At 74.0% G+C, this 17,880-nt stretch carries 12 protein-coding genes; 9 read left to right on the plus strand and 3 right to left on the minus strand.

The window, feature by feature from the left end:
- The first annotated feature begins 221 nt into the window (after positions 1 to 221).
- Positions 222 to 1,061: a HEAT repeat domain-containing protein gene (locus tag WMF31_RS12845; RefSeq protein WP_436602215.1), complete on the plus strand. Its 840-nt coding sequence runs from the start codon at positions 222 to 224 to the stop codon at positions 1,059 to 1,061.
- Between the two features lie 102 nt (positions 1,062 to 1,163).
- The gene (gene alaS, locus WMF31_RS12850) at positions 1,164 to 3,911 is read left to right on the plus strand and encodes an alanine--tRNA ligase (RefSeq protein ID WP_436602216.1); all 2,748 of its coding nucleotides are present in this window, start codon (positions 1,164 to 1,166) and stop codon (positions 3,909 to 3,911) included.
- 190 nt (positions 3,912 to 4,101) lie between these two features.
- Here alaS and WMF31_RS12855 read toward each other — a convergent pair whose 3' ends face one another.
- Positions 4,102 to 4,494: a hypothetical protein gene (locus tag WMF31_RS12855; RefSeq protein ID WP_436602217.1), complete on the minus strand. Its 393-nt coding sequence runs from the start codon at positions 4,492 to 4,494 to the stop codon at positions 4,102 to 4,104.
- 764 nt (positions 4,495 to 5,258) lie between these two features.
- Here WMF31_RS12855 and WMF31_RS12860 point away from each other — a divergent pair.
- From WMF31_RS12860 to WMF31_RS12870, 3 genes are all read left to right on the plus strand, one after another.
- On the plus strand, positions 5,259 to 7,073 hold the full coding sequence (locus tag WMF31_RS12860) for an HTH domain-containing protein (protein ID WP_436602218.1): 1,815 nt from the start codon (positions 5,259 to 5,261) through the stop codon (positions 7,071 to 7,073).
- 177 nt (positions 7,074 to 7,250) lie between these two features.
- The gene (locus WMF31_RS12865; protein ID WP_436602219.1) at positions 7,251 to 8,141 is read left to right on the plus strand and encodes a LolA family protein; all 891 of its coding nucleotides are present in this window, start codon (positions 7,251 to 7,253) and stop codon (positions 8,139 to 8,141) included.
- A 152-nt stretch (positions 8,142 to 8,293) separates the two neighbouring features.
- A complete protein-coding gene (locus WMF31_RS12870; RefSeq protein WP_436602220.1) occupies positions 8,294 to 9,802 on the plus strand; it encodes a protein kinase domain-containing protein in 1,509 nt (502 codons plus the stop codon).
- 61 nt (positions 9,803 to 9,863) lie between these two features.
- On the opposite strand, the gene WMF31_RS12875 is transcribed toward WMF31_RS12870, so the two are convergent.
- Both WMF31_RS12875 and WMF31_RS12880 read right to left on the minus strand, forming a co-directional pair.
- Positions 9,864 to 10,667 (minus strand): glycerophosphodiester phosphodiesterase, encoded by an 804-nt coding sequence (locus WMF31_RS12875; RefSeq protein WP_436602221.1) that lies wholly within the window; start codon positions 10,665 to 10,667, stop codon positions 9,864 to 9,866.
- Positions 10,664 to 11,668 carry a hypothetical protein gene (locus tag WMF31_RS12880; protein ID WP_436602222.1) on the minus strand — a complete coding sequence of 335 codons (1,005 nt, stop codon included), beginning with the start codon at positions 11,666 to 11,668 and terminating at the stop codon, positions 10,664 to 10,666. Before WMF31_RS12880 ends, WMF31_RS12875 begins: the two co-directional genes overlap by 4 nt.
- Positions 11,669 to 11,747: 79 nt before the next feature.
- Here WMF31_RS12880 and WMF31_RS12885 point away from each other — a divergent pair, with 79 nt between their 5' ends.
- The 4 genes from WMF31_RS12885 (at position 11,748) to trmFO (ending at position 17,865) form a co-directional block, all read left to right on the plus strand.
- Positions 11,748 to 12,485 carry a hypothetical protein gene (locus tag WMF31_RS12885; RefSeq protein ID WP_436602223.1) on the plus strand — a complete coding sequence of 246 codons (738 nt, stop codon included), beginning with the start codon at positions 11,748 to 11,750 and terminating at the stop codon, positions 12,483 to 12,485.
- A gap of 86 nt (positions 12,486 to 12,571) precedes the next feature.
- The gene (locus WMF31_RS12890) at positions 12,572 to 13,570 is read left to right on the plus strand and encodes a DNA-processing protein DprA (protein WP_436602224.1); all 999 of its coding nucleotides are present in this window, start codon (positions 12,572 to 12,574) and stop codon (positions 13,568 to 13,570) included.
- Between the two features lie 127 nt (positions 13,571 to 13,697).
- The gene (gene topA / locus WMF31_RS12895; protein ID WP_436602225.1) at positions 13,698 to 16,319 is read left to right on the plus strand and encodes a type I DNA topoisomerase; all 2,622 of its coding nucleotides are present in this window, start codon (positions 13,698 to 13,700) and stop codon (positions 16,317 to 16,319) included.
- Between the two features lie 76 nt (positions 16,320 to 16,395).
- Positions 16,396 to 17,865, plus strand: a complete 1,470-nt coding sequence (trmFO, locus tag WMF31_RS12900; RefSeq protein ID WP_436602226.1) for a methylenetetrahydrofolate--tRNA-(uracil(54)-C(5))-methyltransferase (FADH(2)-oxidizing) TrmFO — start codon at positions 16,396 to 16,398, stop codon at positions 17,863 to 17,865.
- The last annotated feature ends 15 nt before the right edge of the window (positions 17,866 to 17,880 follow it).

The following is a 17,880-nucleotide window of genomic DNA, read 5'->3' on the forward strand; positions in this document are numbered from 1 at the left end:
TGTCACAGTATGTCTGGAAATGGGCGCTCTGGGCGGCCATGTGGCCCCCCCGCGGCGGTCGTCATGACTCCTGCATGAGCGCTCCGGGCCACCGGGGGCCTTGATCCCGCGACCGTCCTGGCCAAGGATAAGCCCGTCTGCGCGCCGGGCGCGTCGCGGGACTGGATGGATTCACCTTGGAGATGAGGTGGTGAAAGCCGCCCTATCTCCGGAGGGACGTGATGCTTCGTCGTCTCTTCATTGCGATGGTCCTGGCGACATCGGTGGTCGTGGGGTCGACGTCCCCGTCGACCGCCCGGGACAGGGACAGCTCGGCCTTCCGCGACCTCGCGATCGGCAAGGATTACCGGGTGCGGGTGGCGGCGGTGCTGGCGCTCAGCAAGTCGAAGAGCGCCGGCGCGCGGCCCGCCCTCGAGCGGGCGCTCCGCGATCCGCACCCGGCGGTCCGGGCCGCGGCCGCGGCCGCGCTCAAGGTGCAGGGCAACGCTGCCGCCGTCCCGGCGCTCAAGGCGGCGCTCGCCGCCGAGTCGTCCGCCGGCGTGAAGCGCCAGATCCAGGGCGCCATCGACCGGCTCTCGAGGCGGTCCTCGAAGGCGCGCTTCCTGGTCCGTCTGGGCAAGTTCGAGAACCGCTCCGGTGTGAAGGACGCGACGCTCGGGTCGCTGCTCCGGCGGCACACGCGCGACCGGGTGGCGCAGCTCTCCGACATCGAGATCGTGGCCGACGGCCTGGACGTGGCGGCCGAGGGCAAGAGCCGCAGGCTGCCCGCCTTTACGATCGACGGCTCGGTCACCCAGCTGAGCCGGCGCCACGGGGCGGACGGGGTCGGTTACGCGGCCCGGGTCGAGTACGTGATCCGCGAGATGCCCAGCCAGACGCTGAAGGGCTCGATCTCCGGCTCGGCCCAGGCGCTCGCCGAGGCGCGGCGCGCCCGGGGCCGGCAGGCGCTCGCCCAGCTGCAGAGCGACGCTGTCGCGGGCGCGATCGAGAGCGCGCTGAAGGGGGCCCCCCTGGCCCTCGAGGCCGCCTGTGGCAGCAGCGTCGTCCCGCGCGGCCGCTGACGGGCGCGGCCGGCTGGCCGGCTGACCGGCGCGGCCGCGGGCGGTCGGCGCGAGCGGAGGTGGGATGCCGCCCTCCGGTCGTGCTAGACCGCGCCTCCTCCTATGTCCATCGAAACGCCTGCCAGCTCCGACCTGCTTCGCCGCACATTCCTCGAGTTCTTCGCCCAGCGCGGGCACGAGATCGTGCCGAGCGCGCCGCTCGTGCCCCAGAACGATCCGACGCTGATGTTCGTGAACGCGGGCATGGTGCCGTTCAAGGACGTCTTCACGGGCAAGGACAGGCGCCCCTACCAGCGCGCCGCATCGAGCCAGAAGTGCATCCGGATCAGCGGCAAGCACAACGACCTCGAGAACGTCGGCGTCACCGCCCGTCATCAGACGTTCTTCGAGATGCTCGGCAACTTCAGCTTTGGCGACTACTTCAAGGAGGACGCGATCGCCTTCGCCTGGGAGCTCCTGACCCGGGTGTTCGACATCCCTCCCTCGCGCCTCGTGGTCACCGTCTACAACGGCGAGGGCGGCTTCCCCGCCGACGACGAGGCCGCGGCGATCTGGCGCAAGGTCACCGGCTTCGGGGACGACCGGATCCTGCGCCTGGGCCAGGCCGACAACTTCTGGACGATGGGCGATGTCGGCCCGTGCGGCCCCTGCTCGGAGATCCACTTCTTCCACGGGAACGAGCCGGACGTCTCGCGCTTCGGCGAGGAGCCGCGCATCGACGGCACCGGCTGGACCGAGATCTGGAACAACGTGTTCATGCAGTACGAGCGCGTCGAGAAGGACGGCCCGCTCGTCCCGCTGCCCGCGCCGAGCATCGACACCGGCATGGGCCTGGAGCGGCTCGCGAGCGTGCTCCAGGGCGTGACGTCGAACTACGACACGGACCTGCTCCGGGGCCTCGTCGAGAAGGCGGCGGAGATCAGCGGGAAATCGTACACGGGCGGGAGCGCCGACGACGACGTGTCGATGCGGGTCATCGCCGATCACGCGCGGACGACCGCGTTCCTGATCGCCGAGGGGATCATGCCCGAGCGGCAGCGGCGCGAGTACGTGCTCCGCCGGGTGATGCGCCGGGCGATCCGCCACGGGCACCGGCTCGGGATCGATCGGCCGTTCCTGCACGAGGTCGCGCTCGAGGTGGTCCGCAGGATGGGCGACACGTACGCGGAGCTCAGGGACCGGCGGGAGCTCATCGCGCGCGTCACCGAGGATGAAGAGGTGCGCTTCCGGTCGACGCTGAAGCGCGGGATGAAGATCCTGGACGAGCGCTTCGCGGAGATGCGCTCGTCGGGCGAGAAGACGCTCCCGGCCGCCGCGGCCGCCGACCTGTACACCACCTACGGCTTCCCGCTCGATCTGACCCAGGTCATCTGCGCCGAGTCGAGCTTCGACGTCGACGTGCCGGGCGCCGAGGCGCTGATCCACGGCGCCGCCGAGGCCGACGGCCCGATCGATCCGACCGCCGCCGTGGCCGCCGCGCACCGCGAGGCCCGCGCGCGGCTCGCGCAGCCGGTCGGGTTCACCGGCTACGAGCACGAAGAGGGCGACAGCGAGGTCGTCGCCGTCCTCCGCGTCGACCTGGAGGGCGAGGGCGACAGGGCGCGCAAGGTGCGGACCCTGGTCGACCGCGCGGAGGCGGGCGCGACGGTCGAGATCGTCGTCCGCGAGACGCCGTTTTACGCCGAGTCGGGCGGCCAGGTCGGCGACGTCGGCGAGGTGACCGCGGACGGGCTGCGCGTCGAGGTGACGGACACGCAGAGGCCGCTCGCCGGGCTGGTCGTGCACGAGGGCGTGGTCCGCGAGGGCGCGATCGCGGTGGGGCAGCGCGTCCACCTGGCGGTCGATCACGCGGCGCGCTCGGCGACGCGGCGCAACCACTCGGCCACGCACGTGCTGCACTGGGCGCTGCGCAAGGTGCTGGGCGAGCACGCGCAGCAGAAGGGCTCGCGCGTCGGCCCGGACATCCTCCGCTTCGACTTCACGCACAACCGGCCGCTCACCCGCGAGGAGATCTCGCGGATCGAGGATCTGGTGAACGAGAAGCTCCTCACGAACGCGAAGGTGACGACCGAGGTCCTGCCGATGGAGGAGGCGCGGCGGCGCGGCGCGATGGCGATCTTCGAGGAGAAGTACGGCGACACCGTGCGGATGCTCACGATGACCCCCGAGGTGGTCGAGCTCTGCGGCGGCACGCACGCGCGCGCGCTCGGGGACATCGGGCTGTTCAAGATCACGAGCGAGGGCGGCGTGGCCGCGGGCGTGCGCCGGATCTTCGCGTCGACCGGGCTGAACGCGCTCGCGTACGCCCGGAGCGTCGAGGCCGAGCTCGCGCGGGCGCGGCAGGTCGCGAAGGCGCAGGGCGGCGACCTCGCCGACAAGATCGGCAAGATCGTCGCGCACGAGCGGGAGCTCGAGAAGAAGGTCGCGGAGCTCGAGCGGCGGATCCTGGAGGGGGCGGGCCCCGGGCAGGGCGCGGGCGGCGGCATCGACGCGATGCTCGATGGCGCCCGGGAGATCGGCGGGATCAAGGTGCTCGCGCGCCGGGTGCCGGACGGCACCAACCCGGGCGCGCTGCGCGAGCTCGCGGAGAAGCTGCGCGACAAGCTGGGCGATCGCTCGGCGGTGCTGCTCGGCGCGGCCGTGGGCGACAAGGCGCAGCTCGCCGTGATGCTGTCCAAGGCGGCGACCGAGCGGCTCAAGGCCGGCGAGCTCATCAAGCCGATCGCCCGCATCGTGGGCGGCTCGGGCGGCGGCCGCCCGGACATGGCGCAGGCCGGCGGGACCGACGTGGCGCAGCTCGACGCGGCGATCGCGGCGACCTACGGCGAGGTCGAGCGCGCGCTCGCCTAGCACGACTGCGGGAGGTTGACCCGGATCCGCAGGAGAACCGCCACGGCGCCAACGACGCCAAGAAGAGAGGGGAAGGGTCGTCCCTCCACTTTCCCCTTCTACTTCCCTGGTCTCTTGGCGCCCTTTTCGTCATGGCGGCTCGCCTCTCGGCCCGACTTCCCGCAGTAGCGCCAGCGCCGGGCTCGGCCCCTCAGGCGTCACGCCACTTGGTGCGGGCGAGCGGGAGCAGCCTCTGGGCCTTTCCGGCCTTCCCGCGGCGCGAGGAGAGCCTCACAGGCTCGCCCGGCGCGGGCGCTCGCGGCCGCCCGCCGCGGGCATGGGCGCCGATGGTCGCGCGGACGATCGGCGGCAGGAACACGGACTCCAAATCCACGCGCGCGAGCGCGGCCGCGACCGTGGCGATGCGATCCGGCAGCGACGCATTGGCGTCGACCAGGATGAGCCGCTTGCCGAGCACCGTGCAGAGCCCGCCGCGGGGATTGCGCGCGTCGGAGAGGTGCGGATCGAACGCCTCCATCCTCACGGCGATGCCGACCCTGCTGGCCGCCAGGGTGAGCTCATCGAGTAGCCGCGAAAGCTCCACCCCCCCAGGGTAACCCCCTTATCGAGGAGATCGCAAAGCGCAAATAGCGATGTCGCGGGCTGTCGCCGGGGAGAGCGCGCGACCTGGGTGCGCCGCTCGCCGCGCGCCCAGGTCGTGCGCCGGGCGGCGCGCCGTCCGGGAGCGCCCCGCGACGTCCGCGGCGCCCGGCGCGGTGTTCCGGCGTGGCGCGTCACGCCCGATCGCGTTCTCCATCATCACATCATCTCGCGCCCACGCCGCCCGCGCCGCGTCAGGCGGAGAGCGCTCAACCCATCTCCCACCCTCGGTGAATCCGGTGCTCCGGGCTGTCCGACAGCCGTTATCGTCACCGCCTCTGTACATCGATGTCGACGCGGAGCCGGCCGGAGCGCGCTCGCGCCGCGCGCAGCCGCAGCCGGCGCCCCCGCAGCGCGCGGCCGCCGGCGCGCCCCCCGGCGCGCGGCCAGCCGGCGCGCCCCCGGCGCGCGGCCAGCCGGCGTCCCGCAGCGCGCGGCCGACCCGGGCTTCATGCCGCCCGGCCTCCGCTCCGCGCGCGCGAAGCCGGCGAGCGGCTGCTCCTGAGCCAGATCGCGCTGCCCGTTGACCGCCGCTGGCGAGCATGCTACGAGCACGCCGTTCCGCGCGTCGTGGCCGAGTGGGAGCGAATGTGCGCTTCCCGGCTGCGGTGGGGTATCCCGCGCGCTTCGTCAGCCACTTTGGACGGGGCGGCCGCGATGGGGACGACGAGGGCGCCCGCCGGGCGGCGCGCCCGAAGGGCGAACAAAATGACGTTCACGGATGCAGCCGCCGAGGTGCTTCGCCTCGTCGGCAGACCGCTTCACTATAAAGAGATCACCGATATCGCGATCGAGAAGAACCTCCTTAGCCACGTTGGAAAGAGCCCAGAGGTCACGATGGGCGCCCGCCTCGCCGCGACGCTGAAGAAGGACACGGCGGACAATCCCCTGGTGCGGGTCAAGCCGGGCGTCTTCGCGCTCCGCGAGTGGGACGAGAAGACGATCAAGTCTGGGCTCGACGGCAAGAAGGCGAAGCGCGGCGGCAAGCCCGAGGCGCCCAAGGCGCGCAAGGACGAGGAAGAAGCGGTCGCGATCGAGGTGAGCGCGGACGACGAAGCGGTGGCGGACGAGAGCGAGGCAGGCGCCTTCGCGGCCGAGCCCGAGGTCGAGGCGGGCGCGGCCGAGGTCGAGGCGGAGGCCGACGAGGCGGACGAGGAGGCGCAGGCGGTGCCCCCGAGCGGAGAGGTCGTGTCCGGCCCGCACAGCGCGGCCGGGCTGAACGGCGTGGAGATCCCGGCGGCGCGTGAGCCGGTGCCGGCGCCGGCGCCCTCCTCGCCGCGCGCCGCGACCGCGTACCTCGACGAGGACGACGCCGACGCCGAGCTCGAGGATGCGGAGCCGCCGGGCCCGGACGAGGCGATGCGGGCGGAGGCGGTCGCCGGGGCGGCGGAGCTCTTCGACGAGGAGGACGACGACGATCAGCCGATCCTCGGCGGCGACGACCGGGTGACGCCCGGCTCGTCGGGCGAGCCGGGCGAGGGCCGCCGCCGCCGCCGCCGCCGCCGGCGCGGCCGCGGGACCGCGGACGCCGGCGTGAGCACCGGCGGGCTGCCCTCGTACGTCGCGACGCCGGTGTTCGAGGCGCGGCGCGAGAACGGCCGCGAGCCGCCGCGCTCCGAGCGCATCGAGCGCGCCGAGCGGCCCGAGCGGACCGACAGCTTCGGCGGCGAGCCGGTCTACCGCGGCCCGCAGGTGATCGAGCTCACGGGCGGGGAAGGGCATGCGCTCGACGATCTGGCCGGCCGTGATCTGGCCGACGCGGTCGCGGGCATCCTCTCCACCTTCGACAGGAACGCGGGCGCGGTCTCGCTCCGGCAGATCGCGGAGACGGCGCAGCGCCGCGGCCGCCTCGCCGGCGACGCGCAGCTCGTGCAGTCCCAGGTCGCGGCCGCCGTGCGCGCCGACAACGCGCGCCGGATCGCCGCGGGGCAGCGGCCTCGCTTCCGCTTCGCCGGCGGCAGGATCGCGCTGACGGACTGGCTCCTCTCGGGCGACCTCGCGCGGCTGGAGCAGGAGGCGCTCGCCGCGGTGGAGCGCTACCGGGAGGCCGCGCGGCGCGCCTTCGTGCGGAAGCTCGCCGAGCTCCCGGGCCACGCCTTCGTCGAGGTCTGCGTCCTCGCCCTCGAGCGCATCGGGCTGGGTCAGCTGCGCACCGTGCGCCGCGCCGGTGCGCCGGGCGGCGAGAGCCACTTCTCCGGGGCGCTCCGCACCGCGGGCGACGAGATCAAGCTGGCGCTCGTCATCCGGCGGGACGGCCGCGAGGTCGGCCGCGAGCGGGTCACCGAGCTCCGCGGCTCGCTCCACCACTACGGCCCCGCGACCGCCGGCTGGATCCTGACCGCCGGTCAGATGCTCTCCGGCGCGCGCGAGGAGGCCTCGATCCCCGGGACCGCGCCCATCTCCCTCTTCGACGGGCTCGCGGTGGCACGCCTCTGCGAGGACAACGATGTCGCCGTCGTGCGCGCTCGCCTCCCGATCGCAATCCCCGACATCGATCTGCTCGAGGCGCTCCGGGCGTCCTGATCCGGGGGCGCTCGTGTCTGGCCGGGGTCTCGCCCCGGCCGGACGTGCGGCGCAGGCACCCCGGACCCTCCCTGCCGTCCCCCTCTCTTCGTCCCCATCTCCTCGATGACGGAAGCGACGTGTTCGCGCCGCCTCCGCGGTTGACGGGCTCTGCGATCCTTGTCAGCGTCCGCGCCCATGCGCCATCGCGCGACCGCCTGGGCCGCAACAACCCTCGCCGTGCTCGTGACCGGCTGTGCCGCCGTGGACCCGCCCCCGTCCCGGTTTCCGACCGCCGACGCGGCGCTCGACCGGATGAAGGCCACGTACGCGTGCGTGAACGGCGTCCAGGGCACGGCCAAGATCGATCACTTCTCGCGCCACGGGAGGATCCGCGGCGACCTGTACTTCCTGGCGGTCAACCCCGATCGGGTCCGCTTCGATGTCGTGAGCCCCTTCGGCGCGACGCTCTACACCCTCACGTCGAACGGCAGCCTGTTCCAGATGCTCGATGTGGGCGAAAAGCAGTTTCTGCACGGCCCCGCGAGCGCGTGCAACTTGGCGCGGCTCACCCAGGTGCCCATCCCCGGGCACGCGCTCGTCTCGCTGCTCCGCGGCGAGGCGCCGGTCCTCGCGCACGAGCCCCAGGGCGCCTCGATCGCCTGGGACGGCGACGGCTTCTACCGCGTGCTCATCCAGAGCACGCGCGACGCGACGGAGGAGATCCACCTCGAGCCGCGCCCGGGGGACTGGAGCCTGCCGTGGAGCCAGCAGCAGCTGCGCGTCAGGGACGTCCGGGTCACGCAGCGCGGCGTGGACCTGTATCACGCCGAGCTGAGCCATCACGCGGCGATCCGCACCGCGCCGCCGCGCGTCGATCCGGAGGGCATCGACGATCCCATCCCGCCGAGCGGCGGCGCCTGTCAGGCCGAGATCCCTCGCTCGATCCGCATGCGGGTGCCCAACACCGAGGACGACATGATCTTTCAGTACAAGGAAGCCCGGTGGAATCCGCCCCTCGTGCCGGGGGCGTTCATCCAGCCGGTTCCCGGCGGCGTCACCCGCCGTTATGTCGATTGCAGGGACTGAGAGCGCCGGGCGCCTCCTCCCCGCTGAGGGGATGATGTCGGGCAAGGGGCGGTCTCTCGGTACCCTGCAGCTTTCGCCTTACGGCGTGGACGCCGCTCCCGCGAGCGTCTAAAAATGCGCAATCCACCTCGCCATGGCGGGAGGAGTCGGCGATGGACGTCGAGCCGGGAACGATCGTCGGCGAGAAATACCGCCTGGAGGCGCCGCTCTCACGCGGTGGGATGGGCTCCGTGTGGGCGGCTCGCCACGTCCAGCTGGGCGGGCCGGTGGCCATCAAGTTCATGGACCCGGAGCACGCGGCCTCGCCCGAGTTCCGCGCGCGCTTCTACCGTGAGGCGCGCACCGCGGCGACCCTCGGCAGCCCGCACGTGGTGAGCGTGCAGGACTACGGCATCCAGGGGACGGTCCCGTACCTCGTCATGGAGCTGCTCCGGGGCGAGGATCTCAGCCGCCGCCTGCGGAGGCTCCGGCGCATCCCGGTCGCCGACGCGGCGCTCATCGCGGTCCAGACCGGCAAGGCGCTGCGCCGCGCGCACGAGTCCGGGCTCGTCCACCGCGATCTCAAGCCCGGCAACCTGTTCCTCGCGCGGGCCGACGAGGACGAGGAGATCCTCAAGGTCCTCGACTTCGGCATCGCCAAGCAGCTGCGCGGCACGCCGATCACGGACGAGACCACGAAGACCGGCGAGCTCCTGGGCTCCCCATTTTACATGAGCCCGGAGCAGGCGCGCGGCGACAAGAACCTCGACGCGCGGAGCGACCTGTGGTCGCTCGGGGTCATCCTCTTCCGCGCGGTCACCGGCCGGCTGCCGTTCGAGGGCGACGTGCTCGGCGCCGTGCTGTCGAGGATCCTCGTCGATCCGATCCCGAAGGCGACGCAGCTCGCGCCCGATCTGCCGGCGGACCTCGACGATTTCTTCCAGCGCGCGCTCGCGCGCGACCGGTCCCAGCGCTTCCAGTCGGCGCAGGAGATGGCACACGCCTTCGTGGCCGCAGCCGGCGACGTGGGCATCCCGCTGCCGGTGCCCTCCGCGCCGAGGGCGGCGCCGCCGACGTCGCGCACGGGCACGCTGCTCGGGCTGTCGCCGTACGGCGGCGAGCACGATCCGCCCGGCGAGGTCCGTTCGGTCGCCGGGCCCGACCCCTCCGCCGCCGTGCCTGACGGCGCGGCGCCGCCCCCGCAGGAGGCCGATCCCGCGCCGCTCTCCGGTCCATTCCATCCCGGCACGCTCACGGTCGCCGCGGCCGGGGAGCTCCACGAGATCCAGCGGCCCCCTCGGGCGAGCGCGACGCGGCGCTGGCTGCTGGCGTGCGTCGCGCTGTTCGTCGTCAGCGGGGCCATCGCGCTCACCGCGCTGCGCCGCCCGGCCGGCGAGGAGCAGGCCGCGCCCAGGGCCGCTCCGGCTCAGCCCGTGGCCGAGAGCGCGGCCCCGCGCTCGGTCGAGGTGGTCCGCGTGGCCGTGCCGGCGGCGACGCCCCGCGGCGAGGAGGCGCCCCCCGCGGAGAGCGCCTCGCCCACGTCGGCGCCGTCGGCTACGGCGGAGCCGGCGTCCTCCGCGCGCCCGGCGCCGCCGGCGCGCCCGGCGCCGACGGCGCGCCCGGCTCCACGAAAGCGCCCGCGCCGGACCCACGAGCTCGTCGACCCCTGGCAGCGACGGTAGCGGCGCGTCCGACGGTGGCGGCGCGTCCGACGGTGGCGGCGCGTCGGGCGGTAGCGGCGCGTCAGGCGAGCGCGTCGCGGATGCGGCGCGGCGCGTCGGTGATCAGCCCGTCGACGCCGAGCGCCGCGAGATCTCGCGCCTCGCCCGGATCGTTCACCGTCCACACGTTGACGACGCGCCCCGCGCGCTGGAGCAGCGCGATGCGCTCGGGCGACGCGATCGTCCGCTCGACGTGCGCGGCGAAGGAGCCGAGCACCGGGGGGAGACGGACGGCCGCGTCGTGGTAGCGGCTCCGGTGCACGAGCAGCGCGCGCGGGACGGCCGGCGCCATGAGCCCGAGCGAGGCCAGCATGACCGGATCGAACGACGAGACCAGCACCGCGTGGCGCGGATCCCAGGCGCGCAGGAGTCGCGCGGTCGCGAGCACGACGGCGGCGCGGTCGGGCACGTCCCGCTTCATCTCGACGTTGACCGCGAGCCGCCGCCCGCGCGCGAACGCGAGCGCCTCGGCGAGCAGCGGCACCCGCTCGCCCCCCAGATCCACGCGCCGGAGCTCGTCCCAGGGAAGCGCCGCGGCCGCGCGCGGATCCGCGCCTCCGGTCACCCGCGCGAGGTCCGGGTCGTGCAGCGCGACGACCTCGCCCGAGCCGCACACCCGCACGTCGAGCTCGATCGCGTCGGCGCCCTGCGCGGCCGCCTCCTCGAAGGCGGCGAGCGTGTTCTCCGGGGGCGCGCCCTCGCCGCGCACGCCCCGGTGCCCGATGATGAGCGGCGCGCGCGCGCCCGCCCTCCCGGCCGAGCTCCGCGGCGCCGCCGGCCCCGGCGCGCCCGCGCCGCGGCGGAAGCGCAGCTCGGCCCACGTCACGCCCGCGGCTCCTCGTCGAGCTCCCGGGCGACCGTCTGGGCCGCCTCGCGCGCGCGCTCCAGCGCGGAGAGCGGGAACGACGCCGCGCCCACCGCCGGGTGCCCGCCGCCCTCGTAGCGGCGGCAGATCGCCGCGATGTCGCGATCGCGCGGGACGCCGCACCAGGGGTTGTAGCCGACCGAGAGCTTGTAGTGCTGCTTCTGCCGGGAGAGCGTGACCGAGTACACGCAGTCCGGGAACATCGCGTACGTCATGAACTTGCCGACCGCCTCGAGCGGCGCGTCGGAGAGGTCGACGAGCACCACGCGGCCGAGCCTCCGCGCGCCGCGCCCGATGCGCTCGACGAAGGTCTGCCGCGAGAGGGAGAGCGGCCGCCAGAGCTCCTGGATGTCGGGCGCGCGCGCCACCTCGCTCACGGGCCGCTCGACCAGCCGGGGCACGACGGACGCGAGGAACGGCCCGTCCCCGTGGTGCTCCACGACGGAGGCGAGCTGCATGATCGGCTCCTCCCGGCTCACGGCGGCCTCCGCCGAGGGGAAGCGCGCCGTGTCGATGAGGTCGGCCCACCGGACGAGCTCCTCGACGCCGGCCATCTCGACGCCGAAGTGCTCGCGGCTGACGTCCGCGATGAGCTTCGTGCACGAGCCGTAGGCGGCGTCGTAGAAGACGTGCGGCGCGTCGCCCGCGCGCGGCGAGCGCGACGCGCCGGCGAGCGCCGCGTCGCGCTCGGCGTCCGAGCCGAAGCCCGTGACGTGGTGGTCGAAGTACCACGTCAGCTTCTTCGTCGGCGTGTAGCGGAAGTCGAGGATCGCGTTCTCGTCGCCGTCGAGCCACGAGGGCGGGATCATCGTCATGCCTGGGCCATAGCCGCAGGAGCGGTACCGGAGCGCGAGCGGCTCGCCGGGGCGCAGCGCCTGCATCAAACGGGTGAACAGCGCCGCGCTCGCCATGCCGTCGAAGCAATGACCGTGCGTCGCGACGACGATGTCCCTGGGTTTCATCGGGCGAGGGGGTAGCACGGCCCACGGCCGGCCGCTCGCGGACCGAGCGCCGCGCGACGGTTCTGGTAAGGTCGGCGCCGTGCGGCGCGCCCCCGCTTCGCTCGAGCATCATCCGTTCAGGCCGGCGCCCTGCTTGCTCGCCGCGGCGCTCGCGCTCGCCGCGCCGGGCTGCGGCGGCGCCTCGGGGCGCGGCGCCGCGGTCCTGCGACCCAGCCCGCCGCCCGCGCCTGCGCCGCCCGCGCCCGCGCCCGCGCCGCGGAACCCGCCGCCGCCGAGCGATGCGCCCGCGCCGGATCCCGAGGCGGCGCGCATGTTCCTGAGCCGCGCGGGGCAGCAGCCGGCGGCCGCGCGCGCGCCCGTGCCGCGGGTGACGGCGCTCGCGCTCGCCAACACCGCGCGAGGCGAGGCGAGGGGCATGGAGCCGCGGGGCGAGGTCGCGTCGCTCGCGCTCGCGGAGGGGGCGAGCGGCGCGATCCCGGTGCGCGTCGCGCCCGGCGAGTGCGCGGCGTTCATCGCGCAGGGGGGCCTCGGCGTGATCGAGGTCGACCTCTTCCTCACGAGGGGCGCGCCGCCGGCGCTCGAGATCGTGGCCCAGGACGCGGACCGCGGCCCGATCGCGGTGATCGGCGGCCGGGGCGCGTGCTTCTCCAACCCGGGCGCCGCGCCGCTCGCCCTCGGCCTCCATGCGCAGGTGCGGCGCGGCGAGGGCGTCGTGCTCGTGCAGGGCTACCGGCGCGCGCCTCCGGCCGCTCCGCCCGGCGCGTCCCCGCCCGACACGGCGCCGCCGAGCGCGTCCCCGCCCGCAGATACCCCGTGACGCGGCGATCGCCGCGCGCGCGGCGACCCCTGCGCGCGGGGCTCACCCCGCGCAACTCGCGCCGCGCGCCGGTCGACACGCGGCGTATGGCGTCGATCGAGATCCTGCCCGCCGATCCATCCTACCCCGCGCCCCTCTGGGCCCTCGTGACGGAGGCCGAGGTCGCGCCGCCGACGCTCTACCTGCGCGGCGCGCTCCCGGCCGCGCCGGGCGTCGCGATCGTCGGGACGCGCGCCGCGAGCGACGAGGCGCTGCGGTTCACGCGCGGGCTCGCCGCGGCGCTCGGCGAGGCCGGCTTCTCGATCTGGTCGGGCGGCGCGCGCGGCATCGACGCCGCCGCGCACGAGGGCGCGCTCGACGCGCGCGCGCCGACCGTGGTCGTCAGCGGCAGCGGCCACGCACACCCCTATCCGCGCGAGCACGCGGGGCTCTTCGATCGCGTGGTCGCCGCGGGCGGCGCGCTGCTCGCCCGCGTCCCCGACGACACGCCGCCGCTGCCGGGCCTGTTCCTCCAGCGCAACGCCGTGCTCGCGGCGCTCACGCGCGCGACCGTCGTGGTCGAGGCGGGCATCGAGAGCGGCGCCCGGTCGACGGCGGCGGCCGCCCGTCGCCTCGGGCGCCACCTCTGCGTCGTCCCCCGCGCCCCGTGGGACCCGCGCGGCGTCGGCTGCGCGATGGAGCTCGTCGCCGGCGCGCGCCCGATCACGCGCGCGGCCGACGTCATCGACGTCCTCGGCGGTCCGGCGCCGCCGCCGCGCAGGCGGGCGCGGCGCTCTCCCCGCGGCGCCCCGCCCGCCTGCTCCACGCTGCCGCTCCCCGCGCCGCCGCCCGCCGCGCTGGCGAGCGCGCCGCCCGCGCCGCCGGGGGAAGGCGCGCCCGCGCGCGGCCTCGGCGCCGGCGGCGAGCGGGGCGCCGAGGAGCGCGCCGTCCTCGATGCCCTGGGCGCCCGGCCGTCGCACGTGGATGAGGTCTGCGAAAAGACGGGGCTTCCGCCCAGGCGCGCCGTGGAGGCACTCTTGACGTTGACGCTCCAAGCCGTAGTAGTAGAGGGGCCCGCCGGGTTGTTTCGGCGGGCTCTTCGTTGAAGGGGCGCGCCGGCTCACCCTCCCTGTGCGGTTTCGGGGAGCCGCCTCCTCGCGAGGGGGTCTCCCTCGAACCGAAGGTCGCCCTTCATTCCTCACAAGCCCTGATCTCGTTGCTCAGAAGGTGGTGATGGCCAAGACGCTCGTCATCGTAGAGTCGCCGGCAAAGGCGAAGACCATCAAGAAGTATCTCGGCAACGGGTACGAGGTGTTCGCCTCCAAGGGCCACGTCAAGGATCTGCCCAAGAAGCAGAACGCCGTCGACGTGCTGAACGATTTCGCCGAGACCTACGAGGTGATCGAGGGCAAGGAGAAGGTCCTGGAGGAGCTCAAGTCCGCCGCGAAGAAGGCGGACGAGGTGCTCCTGGCGACCGACCCCGATCGCGAAGGAGAGGCGATCGCGTTCCACATCTCGGAGGAGATCAAGAACCCGAAGCTCAAGGTGGCGCGGGTCGAGTTCCACGAGATCACGAAGAAGGGGGTCGACCACGGCGTCCACAACCCCCGCAAGCTCGACGAGAACCTCTACGACGCCCAGCGGGCGCGGCGCGTGCTCGACCGCATCGTCGGCTACGACGTCTCGGCGCTCGTGTGGTCGAAGCTCGCGTTCGGTCTGTCGGCGGGGCGGGTGCAGTCGGTCGCCCTGCGGCTCATCGTGGATCGCGAGCGCGAGATCGAGGCGTTCGTGGCCGAGGAGTACTGGAACATCGCCGTCGGCCTCACCGCGGCGAGCCCGCCGGCCCGCGCGCCGTTCGTCGCCAAGGTGGCCCTGGCCGACGGGAAGAAGCTCGAGGTGACGAACGGCGAGGTCGCCGCGAGGGTCCGCGCCGATCTCGAGTCGGCCCGCTTCCAGGTGGCGAAGGTCGTGCGGCGCGAGCAGAAGCGCAACCCGCCCGCCCCCTACACCACCTCCAAGCTCCAGCAGGACGCGACGAACTACCTGCACTTCGGCGCCAAGCGGACGATGCAGATCGCCCAGGCGCTCTACGAGGGCATCGATCTCAAGCGCGACGGCGGCCCGGTCGGCCTCATCACGTACATGCGTACCGACTCGACGCGCGTGAGCGACGACGCCATCGCCGAGGTGCGCGGGGTGGTGGCGAAGCGGTACGGCAAGGAGTTCGTCCCCGAGCGCCCGAACGTCTTCAAGTCGAAGAAGAACGCGCAGGACGCGCACGAGGCGATCCGGCCGACGAGCGTCGAGATCCACCCGGACTCGATCAAGAAGCACCTCAAGGACGAGCAGTACAAGCTGTACAAGCTCATCTGGAACCGCTTCGTCGCCTCGCAGATGAACCCGGCGGTCTACGACCGCACGACCGTCGAGATCGACGTGACGCCGACGGTCGCGGGGCCCGCGTACCGGAGCTACCTCGCCAGGGCGAGCGGGCGGATCCTCAAGTTCGCCGGCTGGCTGCAGGTGACCGAGGGCCAGCAGGAGTTCGCGGGCGAGGAGGAGAGCAACGGCGCCGGCGCGGCCGCGGCGGAGGGCGGCGTCGTGGCGCAGGCCGCGGAGGCCGGCGCCGCGGAGGCCGGCGCGGCCGCGCCCGGCCCCTCGGCCGAGGAGGACGCGGAGGCGCTCCTGCCCGACATGAAGGAGGGCGAGGCGCTCGCCGTGGTGGCGCCGCCGGGCGTCGTCACCGACCAGAAGTTCACGCAGCCGCCGCCCCGCTACAACGAGGGCTCGCTGGTGCGCGAGCTGGAGAAGCGCGGCATCGGCCGCCCGTCGACGTACGCCGAGATCATCGGCAAGGTGCAGCAGCGCGCGTACGTGGAGAAGCGGGACGGCGGCGCGTTCCAGCCGACGCTGCTTGGGAAGTTCGTGGTCGACGGGCTCGTCCGCTCGAACCTCGACATCATGGATCCGAACTTCACGGCGCAGATGGAGGAGGAGCTCGACGAGGTCGGCGCCGGCAACCTCAAGCGGGAGCAGCTGCTCAAGCGCTTCTACAAGAGGTTCAAGGAGCAGCTCGACCTGTCGAAGAAGCTCGCGCCGTGGAAGCCCGAGGCCGAGAAGACCGACATCGTCTGCGACGAGTGCGGGTCGATGATGCTCAAGAAATGGGGCAAGAACGGCTGGTTCTTGAGCTGCGAGCGCTACCCGAAGTGCAAGGCCACGCGCGACCTGTCGGACGCCCGGGGGGCCGCCGCCGTCCGCGAGACCGACATCTCGTGTGACAAGTGCGGCAAGCCGATGATCATCAAGACGGGCCGCTTCGGCGACTTCCTGTCGTGCACCGGCTACCCCACCTGCAAGAACACGCGGCCGGTCCCGCTGGGCGTCGCTTGCCCGCAGTGCGGCGGCGACCTCATCGAGATCCGGCCCCGCAAGAAGGGCGGGCGCACCTTCTACGGCTGCTCGAACTGGAACGCCGAGCAGAAGTGCGACTTCAAGCTCTGGCAGAAGCCGGTGCCCATCCCGTGCCCCTCGTGCGGCGCGAAGTTCGTCACCCGCACCGCCGGGAAGAAGGCGATGCTCGTGTGCGCGACGAAGGACTGCGGCTTCAAGCAGGAGATCGTCGAGGGAGAAGGGGAGGAGGGCGCCGCCGCGGAGGGCGCCGCCCCGCAGGACGCGGCGGCCGGCGTCGCGAGCGGCGCCCCGGCGCAGTCGGCCATCCGGCCCGCGTCCACGCCGGCCGAGCGGCCCGAGGCCGCGCCGGCGGAAGAGGCCGCGTCGCCGAGCCCCGGCGCGGCCAAGGGGGCGCGGGGAGCCGCCGAGAAGCCCGCGCGCGCCCGCCGCACGGCGAGCTGACAAGGGCGCGCCGTCGCCCCATCCTTCCCGCTCCTGTTCCCCCCTGTTCGTCCCTGTCCCCCTCCTGGTGAGCTGCATGAATCCATCGGAAAGCCCGTACGACGTCGTCGTCGTCGGCGGCGGCCTGGCCGGCTGCGAGGCGGCGTACCAGCTCGCGCAGCGCGGGCTGCGCGTGCGCCTCGTCGAAATGAAGCCGCACCGGCGCACCCCCGCGCAGACGAGCGATCGGCTGGCGGAGCTCGTCTGCTCGAACTCGCTGCGCGGCGCCGCGCTGAGCAACGCGGTGGGGCTCCTCAAGGAAGAGCTCCGGCGCGTGGGCTCGCTCGCCCTGCGGTGCGCCGACGAGACCGCGGTGCCGGCCGGGGGCGCGCTCGCGGTCGATCGCGAGCGGTTCGCCGAGGCGATGACCCGCGCGATCGAGGGCCACCCCGGCATCACCGTGGAGCGGCGGGAGGTGACCGAGATCCCCGCGGAGCGCCCCGTGATCCTCGCGACCGGCCCGCTCACGTCCGACGCGCTCGCGGCGAGCCTCGCCGCGGCGGTCGGCGCCGAGCACCTCGCCTACTACGATGCGATCGCGCCCATCGTCAGCGCCGACTCGCTCGACTGGTCGCGCGTGTGGAAGCAGTCGCGCTACGGCAAGGGGGGCGCGGCCCGCGGTGAGCGGCCCGGCCCGCACGCGGACGCGGCCGAGCGCCGCGGCGTGGCCGATGGCGGCGACGCGGCCGAGCGCCGAGGCGATGCCGAGCGCCGCGACGAGGCCGAGCGCCGCGACGAGGCCGAGGGCGGCGACGAGGCGTACGTGAACTGCCCCTTCGACGAGGCGCAGTACAGGGCGTTCGTGCGGGCGCTCGTCGAGGCCGAGAAGGTGGAGGCCCGCGCGTTCGAGGAGGTGCGCTACTTCGAGGGGTGCCTGCCCTGCGAGGTGATGGCGGCGCGCGGCGAGCAGACGCTCGCGTACGGGCCGATGAAGCCCGTCGGGCTCACCGATCCGCGCACCGGCCGGCGCCCTTACGCGGTGCTCCAGCTGCGCCCGGAGGACGAGGCCGCGACCGCGTACAACCTGGTCGGCTTCCAGACGCGCATGAAGTACGCCGAGCAGCTCCGGGTGTTCCGGATGGTGCCCGGCCTCGAGGAGGCCGAGTTCCTTCGCATGGGCTCCGTGCACCGGAACACCTTCGTCGACGCGCCGGCGCTCCTCGGCCCGGCCATGGAGCTGCGCGCGCTGCCCGGCGTGCACCTGGCCGGCCAGATCGCGGGCGTGGAGGGGTACGTCGAGAGCGCCGCGGCCGGGTTCGTCTGCGCCGTCCTGCTCTCGCAGAAGCTCCGCAACGCGCCGCTCCAGCCGCCGCCGCCCACGACGGCGCTCGGTGGCATCCTCACGCACCTCGGCCGGAAGCAGCCGTCGTATCAGCCGTCGAACATCACCTGGGCGCACATCGCGCCGCTCGACCCCGCGCACGGCAAGCTGCGCAAGCGCGCCCGCTACGAGGCCATGGCCGAGCGCGCGCTCCGCGACATCGACGCCTGGCGCGCTCAGGTCTGACGGCGGTCGCGGGCG

The organism is Sorangium sp. So ce1036 (assembly GCF_051369805.1).
GTDB lineage: Bacteria > Myxococcota_A > Polyangia > Polyangiales > Polyangiaceae > Sorangium > Sorangium cellulosum_F.

Bases quoted from the DNA above. Each gene is read 5' to 3' on its own strand.
- alaS (WP_436602216.1), top strand. From the start codon at position 1,164: ATGTCCATCGAAACGCCTGCCAGCTCCGACCTGCTTCGCCGCACATTC.
- WMF31_RS12845 (WP_436602215.1), top strand. From the start codon at position 222: ATGCTTCGTCGTCTCTTCATTGCGATGGTCCTGGCGACATCGGTGGTC.
- topA (WP_436602225.1), top strand. From the start codon at position 13,698: ATGGCCAAGACGCTCGTCATCGTAGAGTCGCCGGCAAAGGCGAAGACC.
- WMF31_RS12890 (WP_436602224.1), top strand. From the start codon at position 12,572: ATGGCGTCGATCGAGATCCTGCCCGCCGATCCATCCTACCCCGCGCCC.
- WMF31_RS12870 (WP_436602220.1), top strand. From the start codon at position 8,294: ATGGACGTCGAGCCGGGAACGATCGTCGGCGAGAAATACCGCCTGGAG.
- WMF31_RS12860 (WP_436602218.1), top strand. From the start codon at position 5,259: ATGACGTTCACGGATGCAGCCGCCGAGGTGCTTCGCCTCGTCGGCAGA.
- WMF31_RS12865 (WP_436602219.1), top strand. From the start codon at position 7,251: ATGCGCCATCGCGCGACCGCCTGGGCCGCAACAACCCTCGCCGTGCTC.
- WMF31_RS12880 (WP_436602222.1), bottom strand. From the start codon at position 11,668: ATGAAACCCAGGGACATCGTCGTCGCGACGCACGGTCATTGCTTCGAC.
- trmFO (WP_436602226.1), top strand. From the start codon at position 16,396: ATGAATCCATCGGAAAGCCCGTACGACGTCGTCGTCGTCGGCGGCGGC.